Raw genomic sequence first — 22,498 nt, 5'->3', positions numbered from 1 at the left:
AAATTTACAGCTTTTTGCGCCTTTATATTTACACAACTTCATGTTCTTATTTCAGAAACTCTTTGTTAAAGAATACTTTACGCGGATTTTTTTCTGCATAAGCAAAAATCAATTGCACAATGTATTGATTGCTTTTATAAGGCGTAGTGTAATTTTTCACCTCTAAGGGATCCGTAATTGAAACATCTAAAGGGATATATCCCATACCATAAAAATGACCATTTTCTATCCAGATACAACTTCGCTCTTGTGATGTTCTTCCTTTCTCTATAATGGCAAAAGTAGGTCTGTTGTTTAATAAAAAATCAATAGCCTTCTGGACTTGTTCATTGTGGAGTGAAACATCGGGCAGCTCTGTTATGTCATTATTTTTAAATATTTCTGCGTCCTGAGCTCTTAGATATTTACAAAACCTATAATCAATCTCAAATTGTTCTGCCAGGCTTCGCAGCATATTTGTCCCTTCGTGTATACTGCTGAAATGCTCAATGCAGGACTGAAATTTATTGAGTTTTCCCATTGCCAGATATTTGTATCCGTTGCGCGCTTCATATTGATACAATCCAAATTTGGGTTCAAAGCGTTTTAAAGCTCTGTTATAAGTAGGCCAAAGGTGCTTGATTTCGGTACATTCTAACAGGAGGGCCATTAATTCATTGCCACAGACTTCAAAGGAAATAGAGTGTATATCCCGCAGGAAATGCTGTCTTTGGGGATTAATCTTATGACCGCTAAAGTGTGAAGCTACACGTTTTTTTAAGTTAATGGCTTTACCCACATAGATTACTTTTTTTACCTCATTATAAAAATAATACACGCCTGGTTTTTCCGGCAAATTATTAAAATCTTCAGGGGGAAGATTAGGGGGTAAACGCTGATCTTGTGATGTGGCTTTGATCATCTTTTCAATATGACCTTCCTTGTCCCATTGAAGTAATTGCGAGAATAATATAGCCGTAGCATCTGCATCACCCCCGGCGCGATGTCGGTTCTCTAAAGATATATCGAGTGAATTGCAGAGATTCCCTAAACTATACGACCCCAAACCGGGCCTGATTTTTCTTGCTGCCCGAACAGTACACAATTTTCTTGCTGTCCATTTAAAACCTGCCTGTTCGAGTTGGTGGCGAACAAAGGAATAATCAAAGTTGACATTGTGCGCCACAAAAACGCGATCGGTAAGCATTTCTAAAACCTTATCTGAAATATCATCAAAGATCGGCGCATTAGCCACCATTTCATTGTTAATCCCTGTTAGGGCAAAAATAGAAATCGGGATTTCTTTTTGCGGATTCACAAGTGTTTCATATCGGTCAATCACGTTTTCTCCGTCATGAATGATAATGGCAATTTCTGTAATGCGGCTGCCACTGGCGTTTCCACCAGTGGTTTCAATATCTACTATGGCATATTCTTGCTTTTTCATCTTATGTATATAACGTAAAACAGATTCTTATTCTTGTGAAATCTTTGCATTATGTGTTTTGAAATTTCATTCGGTGTCGGGGCAAATTAATCTCATGTCCTTGCGGATAAGGTTCCCGATGCGTAGGGCTAACATCCTCCTTGATCAAACGCTGGGTTTTATATTGATCTTTGGCATCCATATAACGCGGGTCGGCAATAAAAGGCATTTTGGCCATTTTGGTAATGGTGATTGTCGGGAAATGATAATCGACCTCGACAGTTCCTAAAAGCAGGTAACAACCTCCGCCTTCAAAAGGATATTGAGCCAGGCAATCCGGAAAATGTGCCGTGTCAAAATAAGTACCCTCATGATCAATCCAGGTCCCAAAATACATATTGCCTTTTTTGGTAGGCACCTGTTTTCTGGAAATCAGATACGCCAGCATGCGGACTTGTTTTTTATGATGAGCCACTAAATCCTTGGCCATAATATCGCCGCGATGTTTGGTTTGCAAAAGATCAAAAACGCTGCACGATACAGGGAAACTCAGTAATTCAATTTCATCAAAAGCATCTTCGTATAAAGAGCGTTCCAGTGTTGGAAGTTTGTATTCTTTAACGGGTTCCTGCAGGAGCATCAAACTTCTGTTTTCGGGTTTGAAATTATTTAAAAGCAAGCTGGCGATAACCAAAAGCTGATTTTTGGTTTTTCCCGTAAAACGAAAAGCATCTATGAAAATCAAAATTTTCATGCTTTCAATTCCAATTGGAATGCGATTGATGAAATCTTCCAAAGAAAGAAAATCGCCGTTTTTCTCCCGATCCGATTCAATCAAATGAGCCGTTTTTGCTTCCAGGCTTTGCAGATGCATAAAGCCCAGATAAATATCAGTTCCGTAAACCGTAGTCTGGTATTCGCTTTTATTCACGCACGGATTATGAATTCTTGCCCCGGACATTCTCGCCTCGTGTATATAAACCTCGGTTCTGTAAAATCCGCCCTGATTGTTGATTACCGCTGTCATAAATTCTACAGGATAATTGATCTTGAGATATAAACTTTGGTAGCTTTCTACAGCATAAGAAGCCGAGTGCGCTTTACAAAACGAAAATCCGGCAAAGGATTCAATCTGGCGGTAAATTTCCTGACTAAGTCCTTCAGGATGCCCTTTCTGGGCGCAAGAGGCAAAGAAATTATCTTTTACTTTTTGTAAAGCCTCGACAGATCTCCCTTTTCCGGACATGGCCCGGCGCAGGATATCACCATCAGGGGCAGGGAGTCCGCCATAATGCTGGGCAATTTTGATCACATCCTCCTGATAGACCATAATGCCGTAAGTCTCGCCCAGATGCTCTTTGAAGACCTGATGAAAATACTCAAACTCATCGGGATTATTATGACGAAAAATATACTCCTTCATCATACCCGATTGTGCCACGCCGGGACGAATAATAGAAGAAGCAGCTACCAGAATTTTATAATTATCACAATTGAGTCGGCGCAATAATCCGCGCATGGCAGGACTTTCAATATAAAAACAACCAATGGTTTTGCCTTGTGCCAAATGAACATTGCAGATCGCTTCATCTTTTGAGATCGAAGTATTGCGAATGTCGACTTTGATACCCCTGTTTTTCTCAATGAGTTTCACGCTATCATCAATATGCCCAATACCGCGCTGACTTAGAATATCGAATTTTTCAAAACCAATTTCCTCGGCAATATGCATATCAAAAAGTACGATAGGAAATCCTTTTGGAGGCATTTCCAGAGGTGTATAATTGGTAATGGGCTCTTCAGAGATAATAATCCCGCAAGCATGCATACTTCGCTGATTGGGATATTTATTCATCATCAGGCTATATTGCTGAACCAGTTTTACAATAGAATTGCTTTGGTGTAATGCCATGGGATTTTTGGCCAGCATATCGAGTTCCTCTTTGGGAAGGCCAAAGACTTTTCCCACTTCCCTGAAAATAGAGCGGTGTTTGAATTCGACATTGGTACCGCAAAAAGCAACATGGTCTTTTCCATATTTACCGAAGATATATTCTAAAATGGTGTTGCGCTCTTTCCAACTCCAGTCGATGTCAAAATCCGGAGGACTTTTTCGGTTTAAATTCAAAAAACGCTCAAAATACAAATCCAGTTCTATGGGACATATATCGGTAATTCCCAAACAATAGGCAATAATACTATTGGCTCCGCTCCCTCGGCCAATATGCATAAAACCCTGACTGTTGCTATATTGAACAATATCCCAGGTGATCAGAAAATAACCGCTGAATTCTAATTGATCAATTACTTTTAGTTCTTTCTCTACACGTTTTTGCGCCGCCTGATTATTCTCACCATAACGCCACTGTAAACCTTCTTGAGCTAATTGGGTTAGTTTTGCAATATCAGTTTGACGGTTTTCAGTAAAAAACTTCTTGTTTTTTGGCGTTTTAAAATCATATTCAAAATTGCAGCAATCAATTATTTGCTCTGTGTTGGCTATAATTTCAGGATAGTTTTCATAATAGGGTAAAAGATCTTCTAAAGGCAACATTTTCTCCGAAGCCTTGCAATAATCAGACTCTGTTAACTTTGATAAAATGATATTGGTATCAATGGCCCGTAGAATTTTATGCAGGTTAAATTCTCTTTTATTGCTAACAGTCACCGATTGAAGCACAAGCATTTTTGCTGTTTTATTTTTATGTTCCGAGGTAAGAAGCCTTAAAACTTCATCGGGGCGAATTCCGATAAATTCATTCTCCCGCAAGACTGCCGGAGCATTCTCTAGGGTATAAATTACAAAAACCGAATCAAATTCAGGGGCAATTAACGGTAGGGGTTCTCCGCTAAAATTATGTTCTGTCAAAAAACGATTCATTTGGCCAAGTCCATGAGCATTTTTAGCCAGACCAATATATCTGAATTGATGATCAGAGCGAAATTCCATTCCCACAAGAGCCTTGATACCTTTCTGGTCACACTTTCTTATAAAATCATAAATTCCAGTTACCGTATTAATATCGGTAAGTGCCATTGCTTTTACACCACATGAGACAGCCTGCCCGATAAGCTCATCAAGAGGAATTGTGCCGTAGCGTAGCGAATGATAGGAATGAGAGTTGAGATACATGATTTTATTTGGTGCGTTTTAAAATTTCGTCTTTATTATTGGGTTTAAAAGAAGCCCCTGCGCAGCGCATGACGGCATCAAAACCATAACGGCTTTTCATTTTATCCATCGCGGCATAAAGGGAAAGCATTTCCTCTGTATCTTCAAAAAGATTAATTTGATAGGTTCCCCGAACCAGTCCGCTAAAGCGAATACCAATCAAACGCAATCGCATACGACGCTGATACACTTTATCAAATTGCTCCATTACATTTTTGGTCAGAATATGATCTGCAGAGGTATAGGCAATTTTGCATTGTTTGGTTTCGGTATCAAAATTGGCGTAACGTATTTTAACTGTAATGGTTGAAGTTAGCCATTGCTCGGAGCGTAATTGAAAGGCCAGTTTTTCAACCATGCCAATCAATATGGATTTTAGCATGATAATATCGATGGTGTCCTGAGAGAAAGTATGTTCGGTAGAAATCGATTTTCTCTCCGTGTAAGGCTCTACAGGAGTGTTGTCAATTCCATTGGCTTTTTTCCAGATATCCAGACCATTCTTACCAATCATTTGCTGGAGAAGCTCGGGAGGCATTTCAGATAAAGTCTGAATTTTACGAACGCCAATTCGCGATAACAACTGAAAAGTCACACTGCCAACCATGGGTATTTTCTGAATCGATAAGGGATTGAGAAAAGCCTGTACATTTCCCTGGGGGATTTCTAAATTTCCTTTTGGCTTACCCTCGCCAGTGGCAATTTTAGAAACGGTTTTATTGACCGATAGTGAAAAACTAATGGGTAATCCGGTTTCTTTAATCACCGATTGAGCCAGTTCATCTGTCCATTTGTAACTGCCGTGAAATTTGTCCATTCCGGTAATATCGAGATAAAATTCATCGATGCTGGCTTTCTCCATTATCGGTGCTTTTTCCTGAATCACCTGGGTAACATCATGTGATAGTTGAGAATATAATTCCATATCACCTTTCATTATTTTGGCTTGCGGACAAAGTTTCATTGCCATATGGATAGGCATGGCTGAGCGTACTCCAAAACGACGGGCTTCATAGGAACAGGACGCTACAACGCCACGATCACCCCCGCCAATAATAAGCGGAATACCTCTTAATGCTGAGTTGGTTAACCTCTCGCAGGATACAAAAAAAGTATCCAAATCCATGTGTACAATTGCCCTTGTCATCTCCTTGTTTTTGTATGAAACAAAATTAGTACAGATGATAACATTTTTTTGTATATTTGTTGTTCCAAATTATAACAAATTAATTATGTCCTTATTTTCAGATAACATCAGAGCATTGAGGGTTAAGCATAAAATATCTCAGGAGAAATTAGCTGAAAACCTTAGAATTACCCGAGGAAGATACGTTAAATACGAAGATGGAACCTCCGAGGCGCCATATGATATTTTAAAGCAGATTGCTTTATATTTTCATATGAGTATTGATTTATTATTGTCTGTGGACATACGTAAAATCAATATAGAAAACTTGATAAAATTAGAAGGCAACCGACTTATTTTACCCATACAAGTAGATAGTTTTGGGGAGAATTATATCGAGATTGTATCTCAAAAGGCCAAAGCAGGTTACCTAAACGGATATGCCGATCCGGAATATATCGAGAGTCTGCAACAGGTTTCCCTTCCGTTTTTAGGACCGGGAAAACACCGCGGATTTCCCGTAGAAGGCGATTCAATGCCCCCACATGAGGACGGATCCATTATCATTGGCCGCTATGTAGAGAGGCTAGGAGAGGTCATGGATGGCAGAACCTATATCCTGATTACCAAAAATGAAGGGATGGTCTACAAACGTCTCAATAAGAATAAAAAGAATGCTTTGGTTTTGGAATCTGACAATCGTTTTTATCCCAATTATGAAGTGAAAGCTTCAGATATTTTAGAAATCTGGGAGTATGAATGCAGCATTGGACGAAGTGATAAACGCCATGAACAAACAGAATCCCAAAGTATGAAGGATTTGCTTTTGGAAGTGAAAAGAGAAGTAATGGAAATTAAAAATAATACGTCAAATACGTAAGAGTTTATACTGGGTGAGATAAACAAAATTTCATCAAATATGATTTACCTCTTCTATTTGCATTTCTCAATATGCTATGAGTTATGATTCTGATAGTCAAAGCAAAGAGGATGAAGGATATGAAAAAACCTCAAATAGAGGACATTCAAAGGGGCAAAAGGAACTGAAATGTGGCCTTATAGGATACATGGAGTCGGTCTGAATAATTTTAAGGGAAAAAATAAAAGCTAAATGATATTTATTCTTTACACAGGAATTGGAAGTTTTATAACCAGAACAAATTTTACAGTTACACAATGGAATGAAAAATTGTATAGATTTCAAAAGGTGGTAGGCTTTATTGATGATAAAGAATTACTGGAAGAATTGAAATTTGTATATCATCTGGATCATAAGGATATTGAATGTATTAATAGCATCATTGTTAAAGATAACTTCAAAAATATTAGATTTCAAAACAAAGCTTTTGAAGGCTTTAGATATGCTGAGAACTATTTTGATTTTACTAATGTAAAAGGGCAGATTTTATATTTTGAAGATTGGGATTTCATATTTCGAAGATTTAATGAAGAATATTTTCTTTGGTGCTTTTTAGGGGGAATAGCAGATATTCAAAGAGAAATTAAATTGAGTGAAGAGCATATCGAAAGGTATAAAGAGATTGGATTGGCACAAATAGACTATTTAATTGATGATTTAAAAAGACTGAACAATTCAATTGAGTATGAAACAGCAATTTTACAGGATAGAAAATTACTCTAAATGCATATTAAAACTTCCTTTAAAAAGACCATTAAGACAATGAATTTCTAAAAGACCTTCACAAAACCAAGCCCATATTGTTGCCCATTATAAAAAGGCATTATCATAGAAGTTGAATTACTTTCAGAAGATGATTTGAATAATTTTCTGGTAATATACGGATTGATCCAATAGGCCAATTTAGTACTCAAAATCCCAATTCCTGCTCCCGCGGCAACATCAGTGAGCCAATGGCGGTTGTTGTAAATTCTAAATAATCCCGTTCCCGTTGCAACGGCATAACCTGCAATTCCATACCAGATCGATTTGTCTTTGTATTCCTGCCATAAAAACTCGGCTCCTGCAAAAGCAGTTGCTGTATGTCCGGAGGGGAAAGAGTTCTTCGAACTTGCATCTGGTCGTTCTTCTTTTACAATTGACTTTAAACCCAAAACCGTTGAAGCCATTATAACATAAGACGTTACAAAAATCACCGAGCGATCGCGCATATTGTTCTTGCCCTTTACTCCAAAAGCATTCAAAGCATACACAGATGCCGCAGGGGCATATTGCGAGAAGTCATCAATGGTGATTTTCTCATCAATATCTTCGGTAACTTCAGCCTTGATTTGGTGATTGAAGCTTAAGAGCTGATCATTTCCAATTCCAATTACGCCATATCCAATTAATACTCCTGGAATGATCAATTGCTTGTAATTGAATTTTAAATGATTTGAAGTACTGTCAAGTTTTGTTATAGAATCGTTTTGTTGTGCATTTGCACTTAAAAAAACGAATAAAAATACCAGAGAAACCGCTTTGTAAAACATCTGTCGTTATTGTTATAAGTTGCAATAATAACGAATGCCTGATGCAATTATTTGGAGCTTAACGGAACCTTAAGTTAATATTAATCTGTTGGTTTTAAAACAGATAGTTTAATTAAGATTGGCTAAATATTGTATTTTTTTAAAGATCGATCAAGCTATTGTTTTTAACCATTTTTTCATTTCTGAAATTACATCTTCATTTTTATGAAATTTACCGTTTTTGATTTGAGCTCGACTTATTTCAATAGAAGACTCCTCTTTAGAAGTTAATTCATATAAATGCTTTTCAGATGTTTCTTCTTTATTTATAATCTAAAATAATTTTAATAAAAATAAATAATAATTAAACTTTGAGCGAAAACCAAAAAGTACTTCCCAAACCTAAATTGCTTTCAACGCCAATGCTACCATTCTGGGCTTCAATAAATTCTTTACTGATGGCCAGACCAAGTCCTGTTCCTGATTTTTGACTTCCGGGAATCTGAAAATATTTATCGAAAACCTTGTCTTTATATCTGGCATCAATTCCTTTTCCGGTATCGATCACCTGAAATATGATCTGATCATTTTCCTGTTTTAATTTAATGACAATCGTACTTTTTTCAGATGAATAGGTAATGGCATTGGAGAGATAATTAATTAAAACCCAGCCTGTTTTCTCGCTGTCGGCTCTTACATCCTGTAGATTTTCATCGGCATCAATTAGGAGTTTGATTTGTTTTTGATCGGCCTGAATCTTTACCGCTTCGGTAGCATAATGTACAATAGCATACGGATTACTTTTCTCGATATTCAACTGAATGTTTCCGGTTTCCAGTTGTGATAAATTCAGCAATTCACCTGTTATTTTCAATAAACGCTGACTGTCATCTTTAATACTTTCCACCAATTGTTTCTGGTCATCATTCATCTGGCCAGTTTTGGTATTTTCAAGCAATTGAAGACTTAGTTTTATAGAAGCAATTGGTGTTTTTAGTTCATGGGAAACCGTCGCTATAAAATTAGTTTTGGCAAAATCAAGTTCTTTAAATAAGGTAATATTTCGAAGGATAATAACATCGCCAATATTGATTTGTTTTTCTTCTCCCGTTGGTGTTATGGTAATATTGATGGTTTCCTTATCAAAATAACTTTCTTTTGCGTTAGCAAAAATCTTCAAAGGCTGTTTTTTCTGAGAATCAGAGGCTAATTCTTTCAAGATCAAAGAACGAATTAGGTCATTGGATAAAGCCAAAGTCGAAGCCGATTGACCAATAAGGTCTTCAGATTTCATTCCGATAATTTTCAAGGCTTCATCATTTGCAAACAAAACCAGACCTTCATTATCCAACCCAATAATAGGATCGTGCATATTATTGATAAGGGTTTCAAGTCGTTTTTTCTCGAAGAATAATTTGTACAAATTACTATTGTTGTATTCCTGAAGTTTTTGCGCCATGGTATTAAAGGATTTGGCCAGATCTCCATATTCGTTATGATTGGTAAAATGCACACGTTCCGAATAATTTTTATTGGCAATCTCTTTAATACTCTGGGTTAGTTCTTTAATAGGGTTGGCAATATTATTGGGCAGATTCACCAGTAAATTAAAGGCAATCAAAAAACATAAAGTTCCCACAATGGCAATCCATAAATTGGCCGTCTCGGCGGTATGTTTGGCAATATCGCTTTTCTGCTTTATGGCATCGAGATTGAGTTTCATAATGGCAAAAATATCCTGTCTGATTTGTGTTTTTACCCCTTCATTTGAACTGTTTTTTTCTAAAAGGGCAAAGCTTTTCTCCAGACTTGCTGTTGCTTCTTTTTCTCCGGGCTCGGTAACATTTTGCATTTGTTTTTGCAAATATTCTTTAAAAGTATGAAGCTTGTTATCGGTACTGATTGTAGTGCCATCCAAAGACAAAATCATATTTCTGGAATATTCCAGGGTATTATAATTGGCTTTGAGAATATTCTCAGTGTCTGCTTTTATCAAAAAAACAGAATACCCACTCACTAGCGAGAGTATAATAATCATTAAAAATAACAATCCAACTCCCAGATTCAATTTAGTTTTAATTCTCATGACGTTTATTTAAAAACAAGTTTTTCTATATAGGAACCGTTAAGTTATTAAGTTTTGTAAGGTCAAAGCTTCAAGTTTTCTTAATTTCTTAATGGTAAAAAAAGTTACGATAAAATAACAAGGTCTACATTCGATAAAGACAGACTGTTTAGTAAACGTCTGAAAATCGTTGTAGACAAAATTACTTTAAATAAATTCAAATGCGGTTTTCCGATGCAAACAGTTGTGATGTGTTTTTCTTCCACCGCCATTAAAATAGCATCGGCAATATTTTTATTCTCTAATTTAATGACTTCCGCGCCCAATTGTACGGCCAGTTTAAAATTATTAATCAAATGGCGTTGTTTGTCCAGCGCGATTTTAGTACTGCTTTCCTTTGGGGTTTCTACATACAAAACATACCAGGATCCGTTGTAATAACTCGCCAAGCGCGCTGCTTTTCTAATTACAATTTTAGCTGTTTTATCATTACTGCTAATACAGGCCAAAAGTTTTTCGTGTCTTAAAGCATGTAGCTGAGGCACTTCGCTTTCCACTTTTCGAACCACCTGACTTGCTACTTCTTTCAGGGCCAATTCACGCAATTGTAAAATCTGATCCGATTTAAAAAAGTTGGTCAACGCGGTCTGAATTTTATCAGGGGTATAAATTTTCCCTTCTTTTAAACGCGCAATCAAATCTTCAGCCGTTAAATCGATATTGACCACTTCATCTGCCAACCGCAAAACATTATCGGGAATTCGTTCCTGAACATCAACATTTGTAATGCGTTTTACATCTTCATTCAGACTCTCAATATGCTGAATATTCACTGCCGATATTACATTGATTCCTGCCTCGAGAATCTCCAGGACATCCTGCCAGCGTTTTTCGTTTTTACTTCCTTCAACATTGGTATGGGCCAATTCATCCACAATTACCACTTCAGGTCTCAGATTGATAATCGCCTGTACATCTAGCTCCTCGAGCTCTTTGCCTTTATAGAAAATGGTTCGCCGTGGAATAAGGGGCAAACCAGATAAGAGTTCATGCGTTTCCTTTCGCATATGGGTTTCGATATAACCAATTTTCACGTCGATTCCGTTTTTCAGTAACGAATGCGCCTCTTGTAGCATCCGATACGTTTTTCCTACACCGGCGCTCATCCCAATATAGACCTTAAACTTTCCTTTTCGTGATTTCTGAATTAAATCGAGAAAGTGCTGTGCATTATTTTCTTTTTCCTGTTCCATGATTTTGACTGAAGGTGCTAAGTCATAAAGTTTTTTTAATAATTAAACCATTAAAATAGTAAGCCAATAAAGGCAAAGCCTAATTTTCTCAATATAGATTATAAAGACAAAGCTTAACTTTCTTACTATCTTAATGGTAAAAAAAACAAATTTTAATGTTTAAAAACTAATCGCCAGCGAAGTCGTTACAAAGGTATTGTTATCGGTTGGGAGATTGTCTTTTGTAAATATTTCATCTTTACTTGAAAGATTTCTTGCCTCGATTCTAAACATTACATTATCAGTAACTAAGTAATCAAAGTTAGCTGAAAATCCGTAAGTTTTAAAACCGTTTGGAGTTCCTGTTGAAATAATAACTCCTTTTTCATCACTATAATATTCGCCACGGGCTGCAAGCTGAATTTTATCTGTTGGTTTGTATTGCAGAATCAAAACAGGCGAAAACCAGGTATCGTATTTATTGCTGTCTTTAGCCGCTTGTTGCGATCCAACATCAAAACCAGCCGTAAGATTTGTTTTGTCGCCTAGCTTAAATTGCCCATAAAAGTTATTAAAATAACGCCATTTTTTCTCAATATCTGCTTGCTCATTTCCAACATAGGTGCTCCAGTTCAAAATTACGCTCTGCGATGGTTTATAAGTAACCTGCGTTCCAAAAGCAGGCGTTTGATTGCCTTTTACTTTCTCAATGCGTTGCCATCCATTTAAGTACATTGCGGCCAGATACCATTCTCCGGACTCAGAGGTATAACCAATTTTTACTCCCGTTTCATAATAAGGCGAATTTTCAGCCAAAATACTTCTGCTCAGAGTCTGGCAATCTTTACCAATGGCACTTTCAAAACCTATATGCGCTGGCATGATTCCCGCATCAATCCATAAACTATGGCTTTGCGAGATCTTTACACCAACATTGGCCTCGTAAATGTTTTTCAATAAACCTTGTTCAGCGGCCATATTATATTCGGCGTAAGTTCCGGCCATTAAAGCAAAATTTCCACGAACATTATCTTTGGAATAATTCACTTTTGCCAGACCCAAATTGATGTTCACCTCATTGCTTTTATTAAAATTGTAAAAAAAGTTTGGTCGGGTATGATCATCGGGTTTTGCAAAATCATAACTATAATAAGTCTCTACATATCCCGAAAAGGTAAAGGGGCTTTTTGTTTCTTCTTGCGCGTGTAAATTGCTAAAACCAAAAGCGATTAAAGCGGTAAGTATTATTTTTTTCATTTTTCTGGTATTCAATTATTTATTAGTAGATTTTTTCCCGCTATCTCTGTCACGCGAGCGAAAGCGAACTGAGGAAGTAATTCTTTGTGTCGAACCCGACAAAAAAAGATTTTCAACTACTACGGGGCTAGTTTTTTTGGGGTAAAAAAGGTGTTTATTATCCTAACAGGTTTTCAAAACCTGTTAGGTATTTATTGTAAGATTTGGTTATTTAAAAACGTATTACTTCAATCTATCAAGTGCAACATTCAATTCCAAAACATTAACTGTTTCAGGTCCCATAACAGCTGTGTTAATTTTAGATTCAACCAAAGCTTTTACTTTATTCTCGTCGAGTTTTCTTTCTTTAGCAACACGTTTGACCTGGATCAAAGCACCTTGTGGAGAAATATTTGGATCGAGTCCACTTCCTGAAGCGGTAACCATATCGGCAGGAATTTCTGTTTTTTTCAAATAAGGATGAACAACTAAAAACGTATCGATTCTTTTTTGAACCAAAGCCAGATATTCAGCATTACTTGGTCCTTTATTACTACCTGCACTTCCGGCAGCATTATAATCAACAGCCGAAGGTCTTCCCCAGAAATAATTCGACTTATCGAATTTCTGACCAATTTTTTGGTATCCCACCACTTTTCCGTTCACCGAAATAGTTTCTCCTTTTCCATGATTTGGAGCAAATTGTGCAATTGCGTAAATGGCAAGAGGATAAATAACTGCAAAGAGAATTAAGGTAAGCAGTGTTAATTTTAATAGTGAAAATATTGTTTTCATTTTTTTATTTTTTGAGGCTCTAAGGTCCTAAGTTTCTAAGATGCTAAGGAAAAACCTTAGAACCTTAGTGACTTAGTATCTCACAAGCTTAGATTTACATAAATAAGGCAACCAACAAATCAATTAATTTAATTCCAATAAAAGGGACAATAAGTCCGCCTAGACCATAAATCAAAAGATTCCTTTTTAGAATTGCACTTGCACCAATTGGTTTATAATCAACTCCTCTAAGTGCCAGTGGAATCAATATGGGAATGATAATGGCATTGAAAATTACTGCTGATAAAATCGCACTCTCAGGGCTGTGCAAATGCATGATGTTCAACCCTTCAAGCGCAGGAATCGCAGTAATAAAAAGAGCAGGAACAATAGCAAAATATTTCGCAACGTCATTTGCAATAGAAAAAGTAGTTAAAGTACCTCGGGTCATTAAAAGCTGTTTCCCAATTTCGATAATCTCAATTAACTTGGTTGGGTCATTATCAAGATCCACCATGTTTCCGGCCTCTTTTGCAGCCTGGGTTCCACTGTTCATGGCAACACCTACATTGGCTTGGGCAAGGGCAGGAGCATCATTGGTTCCGTCGCCCATCATGGCCACTAGTTTACCCAGGTTTTGTTCGTTTTTGATGTAGTTCATTTTATCCTCAGGTTTCGCCTCGGCAATAAAATCATCAACACCGGCAGCCTCGGCAATAAACTTGGCCGTTAGGGGATTATCTCCGGTAACCATCACTGTTTTTACACCCATTTTTCTCAGGCGGTCAAAACGTTCTTTCATTCCTGTTTTAATGATATCCTGCAATTCGATAACACCTTGAACCTGGTCATTTTTAATTACAACTAGTGGTGTTCCTCCATTTGTAGAGATATCAATTACTTTTTGGGCAGTATCCTCAGGAAAAGAATTTCCGGCTTGTTTTGCAATGTTTTTTGCAGCATCCTGCGCCCCTTTTCTAATATTGGTTCCGTCTTTTAAAATAACTCCGGAAGTTCTGGTCTCAGCGGTAAATTTGATTAAAGTAGCACCTTCAATTGATAATTTATTGGCAGTTTCGGCTCCTGCCAGTTCCACGATACTTTTCCCTTCCGGAGTGTCATCGGCCAGTGAACTCAGTACAGCAGACTTTATAAAATCTTCCGGAGTAACACCTTTTGCTGGGTAGAAATTTGTTGCTTTTCTGTTTCCAATGGTAATTGTTCCGGTTTTATCCAAAAGAAGTACGTCGATATCTCCGGCAGTTTCAACTGCTTTTCCGGATTTTGTAATTACATTAGCTCGCAAGGCTCTGTCCATACCGGCAATACCAATTGCAGAGAGTAAACCTCCAATTGTAGTTGGAATCAAACAAACAAATAGTGCAATAAAAGCCGCAATCGTGATGGGGGCATTTGCATAGTCGGCAAACGGTTTTAGCGTAACGCACACAATCACGAAAATTAAAGTAAATGCGGCTAATAAAATAGTTAAGGCAATCTCGTTTGGTGTTTTCTGACGGCTCGCCCCTTCAACCAGAGCAATCATTTTATCCAAGAAGCTTTCGCCAGGCTCAGAAGTTACAATTACTTTAATTTTATCAGATAGTACTTTTGTTCCTCCCGTTACAGATGATTTATCACCACCGGCTTCCCGAATCACAGGAGCACTTTCACCTGTAATGGCACTTTCATCAATAGTGGCCAAACCTTCGATAATTTCCCCGTCGGTTGCAATTAAATCACCGGCTTCACAAACGAAAATATCTCCTTTTTTCAATTCAGATGAACTGATGTTTTTGATTTCTCCGTTAGGCAAAATTTGTCTGGCAGGAGTTTCTTCGCGTGTTTTTCTTAAACTATCGGCTTGCGCTTTTCCTCTGGCCTCGGCAATAGCTTCAGCGAAATTGGCAAACAAAAGCGTTGCAAGTAAAATTAAAAACACAATTAGGTTATAAGTGAAACTACCCTGATCTGTTGCTCCCATTAAAATGGAAACACAAACAGCAAACATAATGGCAGTTCCTATCTCTACGGTAAACATTACCGGATTTTTGATCATCATTTTTGGATTCAGCTTCACAAAAGATTGCGCTAAGGCTTCTTTTACCTGTTTGCTTTCAAACAATGAATTGGATTTATTAGTTGTCATTTTTCTTTTATATTATTTTAAAGTAAAATATTCTGCCAATGGACCTAAAGCTAGCGCCGGGAAGAAGGATAAAGCGGCAATAATTGCGATTACGGCAAAAACCATTATTCCAAAAATTGAAGTGTCGGTTTTTAGGGTTCCGGCGCTTTCGGGAATGTATTTCTTATTGGCCAGTAATCCTGCGATTGCCAGTGGCCCAACGATAGGAATGAAACGGCTTAACAGAAGCACAATTCCTGTGGTGATATTCCAAAACGGATTGTTATCTCCTAAACCTTCAAAACCAGATCCGTTGTTGGCAGCGCTCGAAGTATATTCATATAACATTTCAGAGAATCCATGGTGTCCCGGGTTATTGAGCCAGCCTGTTGCATTTCCGCTAAACCAATAGCCCATTGCAGTATCATTTGCAGCAAAATAAGAAGCCAAAGCTGTACCTGATAATATTAATAAAGGGTGCAAAATGGCGATAAAAGCAGCAATTTTAACTTCCCGCGCTTCGATTTTCTTGCCTAAAAATTCAGGTGTTCGACCCACCATTAATCCGGAGATAAATACAGCCAGAATGATGAAAATATAAAAGTTTAAAATACCCACTCCACAACCTCCGTAAAACGCATTGACCATCATGGCAAGCAATTCCATAGCGCCGGAAACCGGCATTGAACTATCGTGCATACTATTTACAGAACCTGTCGAAATTACAGTAGTTGCGATGCTCCAGAATCCTGAAACGGCAGGTCCAAACCGAACCTCTTTTCCTTCCATAGCCCCGGTTGCTTGGGCAATTCCCATTTTCTCGATAGCCGGATTTCCGTTCATCTCTGATATCATTGTTGGGATAACCAGCAATAAGAATCCAACTGTCATAACCCCGAAGATTACATAGGATAATTTTCTTTTCTTTAGATAAAAACCTAAAGCAAAAATCATGGCAAAGGGAACAATTAACTGAGACCATAATTCAACGGCATTGGTAAGATAAGTTGGATTCTCTAGTGGATGCGCTGAGTTGGCTCCAAAGAATCCACCACCATTTGTACCTAAGTGTTTGATGGCTATAAATGCAGCAGCAGGTCCGCGGGAAACATCAACGTGATCCCCTTGTAGAGTTGTGATAGAGTCTTTGCTGTCAAAATTCATTGGAGTGCCGCTAAAGGCTAAAATAGTGGCTACAATAACTGAAAGTGGCAATAAAATACGCGTACAGCTTTTGATGAAATAGTTGTAAAAATTGCCTAGTTTATCTGTAGTTCTTTCTTTCATTGCAGTGAAAATCATCGCTGCAGCGGCCATTCCCACACCAGCAGAAACAAATTGCAAGAACATCAAGAACATTTGCGATAGGTAAGAAACTCCGCTTTCGCCTGAATAATGCTGTAAATTACAATTGACAACAAATGAAATGGCAGTGTTAAAGGCCAGATCCGGGCTCATAGATGGATTATTGTCAGGATTTAAAAATAATGACCCTTGAAACAATAAGACAAAAAAGCAAAGAAAGAACCAGATCATGTTGATACTTAAAAGTGCTTTTAAGTGCTCTTTCCAGTTCATTTCTTCAGTGGAATTGATACCGCTGATTTTAAAAATAAATTTTTCAATTGGATTGAAAATCGGGTCAAAGAATGTTTTATCACCCAAATACACTTTAGCGATATATTTTCCTAATGGAATGGCTAAAACTATCGAAACGATAAAGATACTGATGACCCCTAGTAATTCTGTGTTCATAATATGTGATTTGTTAATTGTAAAATGTGAGAGGTAAAAAAATGATGTCTAAGAGTTGTCTTTTATATTTTACATCTCACTTAAACATTTTACGTTGCTAAAATTTTTCAGGTTTAATTAATACATAAACCAAATAGCCAAAAACGGCGATCGAAACAATAAATAGTGCAGTCATGATTTAGATTTTTTCAAAGAATTCAACTGATTTAAAACAAATAGCAAAAAGTATAACAGCCAATGCGAGTAAAAGAAAAGTGATTAACATAGGTTTTAGAATTATTTAGATTATTGGATTTTAGATTTTTCAGAAGATTAACCAATTAAAGAGTTAATCCATTACACTTTATACGCCCGAGGTATTCACCTGTTTGATATATTCTGCTTTTAGCGTTTGAGGAAAAAGGTGTGAAATGTTGCAGTGACGCACTTCCATAAAAGAAGAAACTGAGAAAACGTACACATTAGAAATGGCATTTTTTGTTTCGATGCTTCCATTAATAAATAGGCGCTCGGCAAGTGCCAGACATTTTTTGGCACGAACGATATTACCCGAAATAATAGATTTTTTGGTGATATCGGCAAAACGTTCCGCTTGTTTGTAGATTGAAGTGACTTGATTTTTCATGAGAATGAATTTTTATGTTCTTCCCACTTATGCCAAAAGTCAGACCGAAAAACAGCAGTATTACCTAAGGTGTTGCCAATAAAGGAGTTGTGGTTTTATGCCAAAAATCAGGCATAAAAAAAGCCTATCAAAATGATAAGCTTTTATTGAAATGATAAGATTGTATAAATATTTTTAGGATTTTAATTTGCTGGGCCTACTACCATACCATTATAAGTATCATTTAATTTTGCCACAGTTTTTCCTTTTATATCAATTAAGATATTTTCTTTTGATGTTTCAACTGAAAATAATCCTTTTTTGTATCCATTTACACTTTTGTATTTGTTAGCAATTACTATGTTACCTTTTTTATCAATAAATCCCCATTTAAAATCGTTTGTTTCAGATGATGATTCTCCTTTACCATATTCAGCATATCCATTGCTAAAACTGCGCATCGATCCCTTAAATTTAAAGTCAATAATTGTATTGCCATTTTTGTCTATAAATCCCCAAAGGCCTTTCTTTAAAGCCGGTGCGATACCTTCAGAGAAATTATGTACTTCATCGTAAATCATTGGAATAACAATTTCTCCTTTTTCATTTGCAAATCCATATTTTCCGTTTTTTGAAATTGAAATAAGCCCGTCTTCAAAAGAATATCCAAGCTGATCATATTCTGGAACCAGGATAATTTTGCCGGATTTATCCATTAATCCTTTTAGTGAATTAACGGCAATGAAATCACCAAAACCCGTGGAAAGAAAATCATACTTAGGCTCTACTAAGATGTTCTCATGCAGATCCATTAATCCATCTAAACCTTCTTTTTCTTTTTTAAAAGTCAAAGAAAAACCATTGTTAAATTCTCCTAAAGCATAATATTTACATTCTATTACGATGTTACCATTTTTGTCAATCAAACCATATTTACTATCGTTTTGAATTACAGCGTAATCATTGTAAAAGTTATCTAATGAATCATATTTAATATCAAATATTTTTTCGCCCTTTATATTACTTACATATTTTTTTCCTTTTCGATCAAATATTAAAAATGTCTGTTTTAGCCCGGTAGGATAAATGCCATCATATTCCATCTTAAAAATGAAATTTCCTTTTTGATCAATTACTCCAAAATCATTATCATATTCTACTATGGCATATCCATCGCTAAAACCTCTGGTACTGTTAAATTGACATGGTATTACCAGTTCTCCTTTTGTATTGATAAAACCATATTTGTCATTTAATTGTACAGCAAATAATCCATCACTAAGTTGGTCTATTGTTTCATATTGATTAGGAGTTATTGTTTTTCCTTTTTCATTTAAAATTCCAAATTTTGGGGAATTACCACTTATGTAATAAGTAAAGTCATTTTTTTGAGAAAAAATTAAATTTGAAAAAATTAGACATACTATAAGTAATGATTGTTTCATAGGGTTGTATTTTTTATTTTAAGATTATGTAATGTTATACTCTTCCAATTTTCGATACAAAGTAGCAATCCCAATTTCAAGTAATCGCGCAGTTTCAGCCTTATTGCCTTTAGTATAGTTCAGCACTTTCTGGATATGGAGTTTCTCAACACTTTGCATAGAGAAAGCTGACATTGATTTGGTTGCTTTCTCGGGCTGATGCTGCATCTCATATGGTAGGACATCAGAAGTTAGGGTATCTCCATTGCTTAGAATAACAGATCTTTCGATCACATTTTTAAGTTCACGAATATTTCCCGGCCAGGAATAATGCTCTAGTTTCTGAAGAAAATCATCCGTTACATTCAGGTTCTTTTTATTTGTTTTTTCAGAGAATTGCTTCACAAAATATTGAGTAATAGGAGCAATGTCTTTAATTCTTTCTCTTAAGGGGGGAAGAGTAATTTCGAAAATATTCAAACGAAAATACAGATCCGAACGAAAACGGTGCTCTTCGCTTTCTGTTTTTAAATCTCTGTTGGTTGCCGCTATTAATCTGAAATTTGACTTTTTTGGAGTTGTATCACCAATGGGGATATACTGGCTGGTTTCTAAAACGCGCAGTAACTTGGCTTGCAGTTCAATTGGCATTTCTCCAATTTCATCCAGGAATAAAGTTCCGCCGTTGGCCTCTTCAATAAACCCTTTTTTATCCTTCATAGCTCCTGTAAAAGCACCTTGTTTATGACCAAAAAGTTCGCTTTCCAGAATTTCTTTGCTAAAAGTACTGCAGTTTAAGGCCACAAAAGATTTTCCAACTCGATTGCTGTTCTCATGAATTGCTTGCGCAAAAACTTCTTTTCCGGTTCCGGTCTCCCCGGTAAGCAAAACAGTCGAATCGGTTTTGGCTACTTTTTTGGCAAGATCAATAACCTGTTCGATTCCTTTAGATTTTCCGATAATGGTAGTAAAGGAATATTTATCGCCAATGCGCTTTTCGAGTTGTTTAACCTTTTTCTGCAAATGTGCTTTCTCGACAGCTTTGTACAAAAGCGGAATAATTTTGTCGTTATCATCACCTTTAACTATATAATCAAAAGCGCCATTTTTCATGGCCTGAACACCATCGGGGATATTTCCAAAAGCAGTTAAGAGAATTACTTCGATCAAAGGAAAACTTCCCTTTATGTTTTGCAGAAAATCAACCCCGTTTCCGTCAGGTAATTTTACATCACATAAAACAACATCAATATCGGTTTGCTCGAGTTTTTTAAAACCTGATTTTAAATCTTTGGCCTCAAAAACTTCAAAGCCTTCTGATTTTATAATACGTGCCAGGAGACTTCTGAGTTTTTCTTCGTCGTCTATAATTAAAATTTTATGTGTCATTTGAGGAAAAAGGCTAGGATCGAAATTTATTTTTTGAGATACAAATTTAGGCTTTAAATCATTCAACTTTTTTGATCGATGGGAAATTCTTGCAAAAAATAATTTTAAGCACATAAAGTTATAAAATTAAGTTTTAAGCTACCGGATGGTAATATTTAAATTATATTTATAACAGCATTAAAACATTTAACACTGGTAAATTTTATAATTCTCTTAACATGAAAAAATTCAAGCTTTGTATCAAATGAAGTAATTTTGCATAAAAGCTACATTATATATGAAAGACTCAATTTCAATCTCAATATTAGAATTAGCTATCATTACACAAGATAGCAACGCCTCTGAAACATTTCAAAAAACAAAAGAAATCGCTCAACTAGCAGACAACTTAGGCTATAAGCGTTTCTGGCTGGCTGAACATCACAATATGGCGCACGTTGCCAGTTCGGCAACAGTAGTCTTAATTGGCTATATTGCCGGTCAGACAAAAGACATACGAGTAGGGTCAGGGGGAATCATGCTGCCCAATCACTCTCCTTTAGTAGTAGCCGAACAATTCGGAACACTAGAGACGCTTTATCCCAACCGAATCGATTTAGGATTAGGAAGAGCGCCGGGAACAGATCAGCCCACTGCTGAGGCGATCCGAAAAGACTTTTTTGAGCAGGCGCAGCGCTTTCCTCAAAACGTGACCAAACTCCAGGATTACTTTTCTTCTGAAAATGCCACAGCAAAAGTAAGGGCATTTCCAGCCGAAGGAACAAATGTTCCCATCTGGATTCTGGGTTCAAGTACAGAGAGCGCCGCCCTTGCCGCAGCTTATGGATTGCCTTATGCCTTTGCCGGACATTTTGCGCCACGCCAAATGATACAGGCCTTTGAGTTCTACCGCGAAAACTTTCAGCCTTCAGAATTCTTAGACAAGCCTAAAACAATGGCGTGCGTTAATATCATTGCGGCCGACACCAGTGAAGAAGCTGAAAGACTATCTACGAGTTTGTATCAAATGTTTCTCAATTTAATTCGAGGTGATCGCAAAGGTTTACAGCCACCGGTAGATTCATTAGATGACATTATGAGCGAGGAAGAGCGATTTCATGTCAATCAAATGACTGCGTGTACTTTTACAGGAGATAAAGAACAACTGATAAGAGATCTTAAAAAGTTCATTGACTATGCGAGAGTAGATGAGCTAATGGCAACAGGTCCAATTTTCGATCATCAGGCCAAGCTCAGAAGTATCCACATTACAAAAGAGGTAATAGATAGTATAAACGCTATATAAGTATACTTCTCTATTGCTTATATATAAGGTAAGATCTGAGTTCAACAAACCCGGCAGTTTTAAATCCTGTCGGGTTTGTTTTTGATACCTTGTATAGAAAAGAGTTACTCAGCTGGCCAAAGGTGAAGCTTTTTAGAATTTGAAGAGAAGGCCCGCAGCAGCTCAGGCAATTTACAATATTGGAATTCTAATAAGCCTTCAAGGTAAAAACACTTAAAAAACAGTCCAAGTCGCCTAATGCTGGCCGGGATCAAAAAACTTCGCCTTGTAAAAAACATCAAACCAGCTACTTATAAAAAAGATTGAAAATAGTGAAGAAAAGCTATTGTTTTACTCAATAAAGAGTCTACTTTTGCACCCGCAACAGCGATAGACGTTCACTGAAATACTGACAAGCATACGGGATCAAGGAGAAAATTTATTTTCAAAAAAAAGATTTCAAAAAGCTTGTGAGATTTGAAAACAGATGTTAC

17 protein-coding genes are annotated in these 22,498 nt (G+C 36.7%); 3 read left to right on the top strand and 14 right to left on the bottom strand.

Translation table 11 applies throughout. The features are described 5' to 3' along the window. Positions 1-46: 46 nt before the first annotated feature. Genes GIY83_RS14795 through dinB form a run of 3 tightly spaced genes read right to left on the bottom strand, consistent with a single transcriptional unit; the run spans position 47 to position 5,724 of the window. Positions 47-1,426 carry an exonuclease domain-containing protein gene (locus GIY83_RS14795; RefSeq protein ID WP_208682201.1) on the bottom strand — a complete coding sequence of 460 codons (1,380 nt, stop codon included), beginning with the start codon at positions 1,424-1,426 and terminating at the stop codon, positions 47-49. 49 nt (positions 1,427-1,475) lie between these two features. Beyond that, positions 1,476-4,538 (bottom strand): DNA polymerase III subunit alpha, encoded by a 3,063-nt coding sequence (locus GIY83_RS14790; protein ID WP_208682199.1) that lies wholly within the window; start codon positions 4,536-4,538, stop codon positions 1,476-1,478. A gap of 4 nt (positions 4,539-4,542) precedes the next feature. Next, positions 4,543-5,724 carry a DNA polymerase IV gene (gene dinB / locus GIY83_RS14785; protein WP_208682149.1) on the bottom strand — a complete coding sequence of 394 codons (1,182 nt, stop codon included), beginning with the start codon at positions 5,722-5,724 and terminating at the stop codon, positions 4,543-4,545. An 85-nt stretch (positions 5,725-5,809) separates the two neighbouring features. Here dinB and GIY83_RS14780 point away from each other — a divergent pair, with 85 nt between their 5' ends. After that, a complete protein-coding gene (locus GIY83_RS14780; protein ID WP_194617821.1) occupies positions 5,810-6,583 on the top strand; it encodes a LexA family transcriptional regulator in 774 nt (257 codons plus the stop codon). 231 nt (positions 6,584-6,814) lie between these two features. Beyond that, on the top strand, positions 6,815-7,345 hold the full coding sequence (locus GIY83_RS14775) for a hypothetical protein (protein WP_208682142.1): 531 nt from the start codon (positions 6,815-6,817) through the stop codon (positions 7,343-7,345). Between the two features lie 47 nt (positions 7,346-7,392). On the opposite strand, the gene GIY83_RS14770 is transcribed toward GIY83_RS14775, so the two are convergent. From GIY83_RS14770 to GIY83_RS14720, 11 genes are all read right to left on the bottom strand, one after another. Beyond that, positions 7,393-8,154: a phosphatase PAP2 family protein gene (locus GIY83_RS14770; protein ID WP_208682140.1), complete on the bottom strand. Its 762-nt coding sequence runs from the start codon at positions 8,152-8,154 to the stop codon at positions 7,393-7,395. A 343-nt stretch (positions 8,155-8,497) separates the two neighbouring features. Continuing rightward, the gene (locus tag GIY83_RS14765; protein ID WP_208682138.1) at positions 8,498-10,219 is read right to left on the bottom strand and encodes an ATP-binding protein; all 1,722 of its coding nucleotides are present in this window, start codon (positions 10,217-10,219) and stop codon (positions 8,498-8,500) included. 104 nt (positions 10,220-10,323) lie between these two features. Beyond that, complete coding sequence (locus tag GIY83_RS14760) at positions 10,324-11,451, bottom strand: sensor protein KdpD (RefSeq protein WP_194617816.1); 1,128 nt, start codon at positions 11,449-11,451, stop codon at positions 10,324-10,326. A 159-nt stretch (positions 11,452-11,610) separates the two neighbouring features. After that, entirely contained in the window at positions 11,611-12,687 is a 1,077-nt protein-coding gene (locus tag GIY83_RS14755) for a porin (RefSeq protein ID WP_208682136.1), read from the bottom strand. A 222-nt stretch (positions 12,688-12,909) separates the two neighbouring features. Beyond that, positions 12,910-13,461, bottom strand: a complete 552-nt coding sequence (locus GIY83_RS14750; protein ID WP_208682134.1) for a K(+)-transporting ATPase subunit C — start codon at positions 13,459-13,461, stop codon at positions 12,910-12,912. A gap of 94 nt (positions 13,462-13,555) precedes the next feature. Further along, the gene (gene kdpB / locus GIY83_RS14745; protein ID WP_194617813.1) at positions 13,556-15,589 is read right to left on the bottom strand and encodes a potassium-transporting ATPase subunit KdpB; all 2,034 of its coding nucleotides are present in this window, start codon (positions 15,587-15,589) and stop codon (positions 13,556-13,558) included. 12 nt (positions 15,590-15,601) lie between these two features. Further along, positions 15,602-17,323, bottom strand: a complete 1,722-nt coding sequence (kdpA, locus tag GIY83_RS14740; RefSeq protein ID WP_208682132.1) for a potassium-transporting ATPase subunit KdpA — start codon at positions 17,321-17,323, stop codon at positions 15,602-15,604. 97 nt (positions 17,324-17,420) lie between these two features. Next, positions 17,421-17,498, bottom strand: coding sequence for a K(+)-transporting ATPase subunit F (gene kdpF / locus GIY83_RS14735; RefSeq protein ID WP_073075461.1), 78 nt, complete (start codon positions 17,496-17,498; stop codon positions 17,421-17,423). Between the two features lie 168 nt (positions 17,499-17,666). Next, positions 17,667-17,948: a hypothetical protein gene (locus GIY83_RS14730; protein ID WP_055094560.1), complete on the bottom strand. Its 282-nt coding sequence runs from the start codon at positions 17,946-17,948 to the stop codon at positions 17,667-17,669. Between the two features lie 182 nt (positions 17,949-18,130). After that, positions 18,131-19,372, bottom strand: a complete 1,242-nt coding sequence (locus tag GIY83_RS14725) for a WG repeat-containing protein (protein ID WP_208682130.1) — start codon at positions 19,370-19,372, stop codon at positions 18,131-18,133. A 24-nt stretch (positions 19,373-19,396) separates the two neighbouring features. Further along, complete coding sequence (locus GIY83_RS14720; RefSeq protein WP_208682128.1) at positions 19,397-20,740, bottom strand: sigma-54 dependent transcriptional regulator; 1,344 nt, start codon at positions 20,738-20,740, stop codon at positions 19,397-19,399. A gap of 277 nt (positions 20,741-21,017) precedes the next feature. Between GIY83_RS14720 and GIY83_RS14715 the strand changes: the two genes are divergently transcribed. After that, positions 21,018-22,025, top strand: coding sequence for an LLM class flavin-dependent oxidoreductase (locus GIY83_RS14715; RefSeq protein WP_208682126.1), 1,008 nt, complete (start codon positions 21,018-21,020; stop codon positions 22,023-22,025). Positions 22,026-22,498 lie beyond the last annotated feature (473 nt).

Source organism: Flavobacterium sp. SLB02 (assembly GCF_009664855.1).
Taxonomy (GTDB): Bacteria; Bacteroidota; Bacteroidia; order Flavobacteriales; family Flavobacteriaceae; genus Flavobacterium.
The sequence above is the reverse complement of the archived record's forward strand: the minus strand, read 5'-3'. Positions and strand labels throughout refer to the sequence as shown.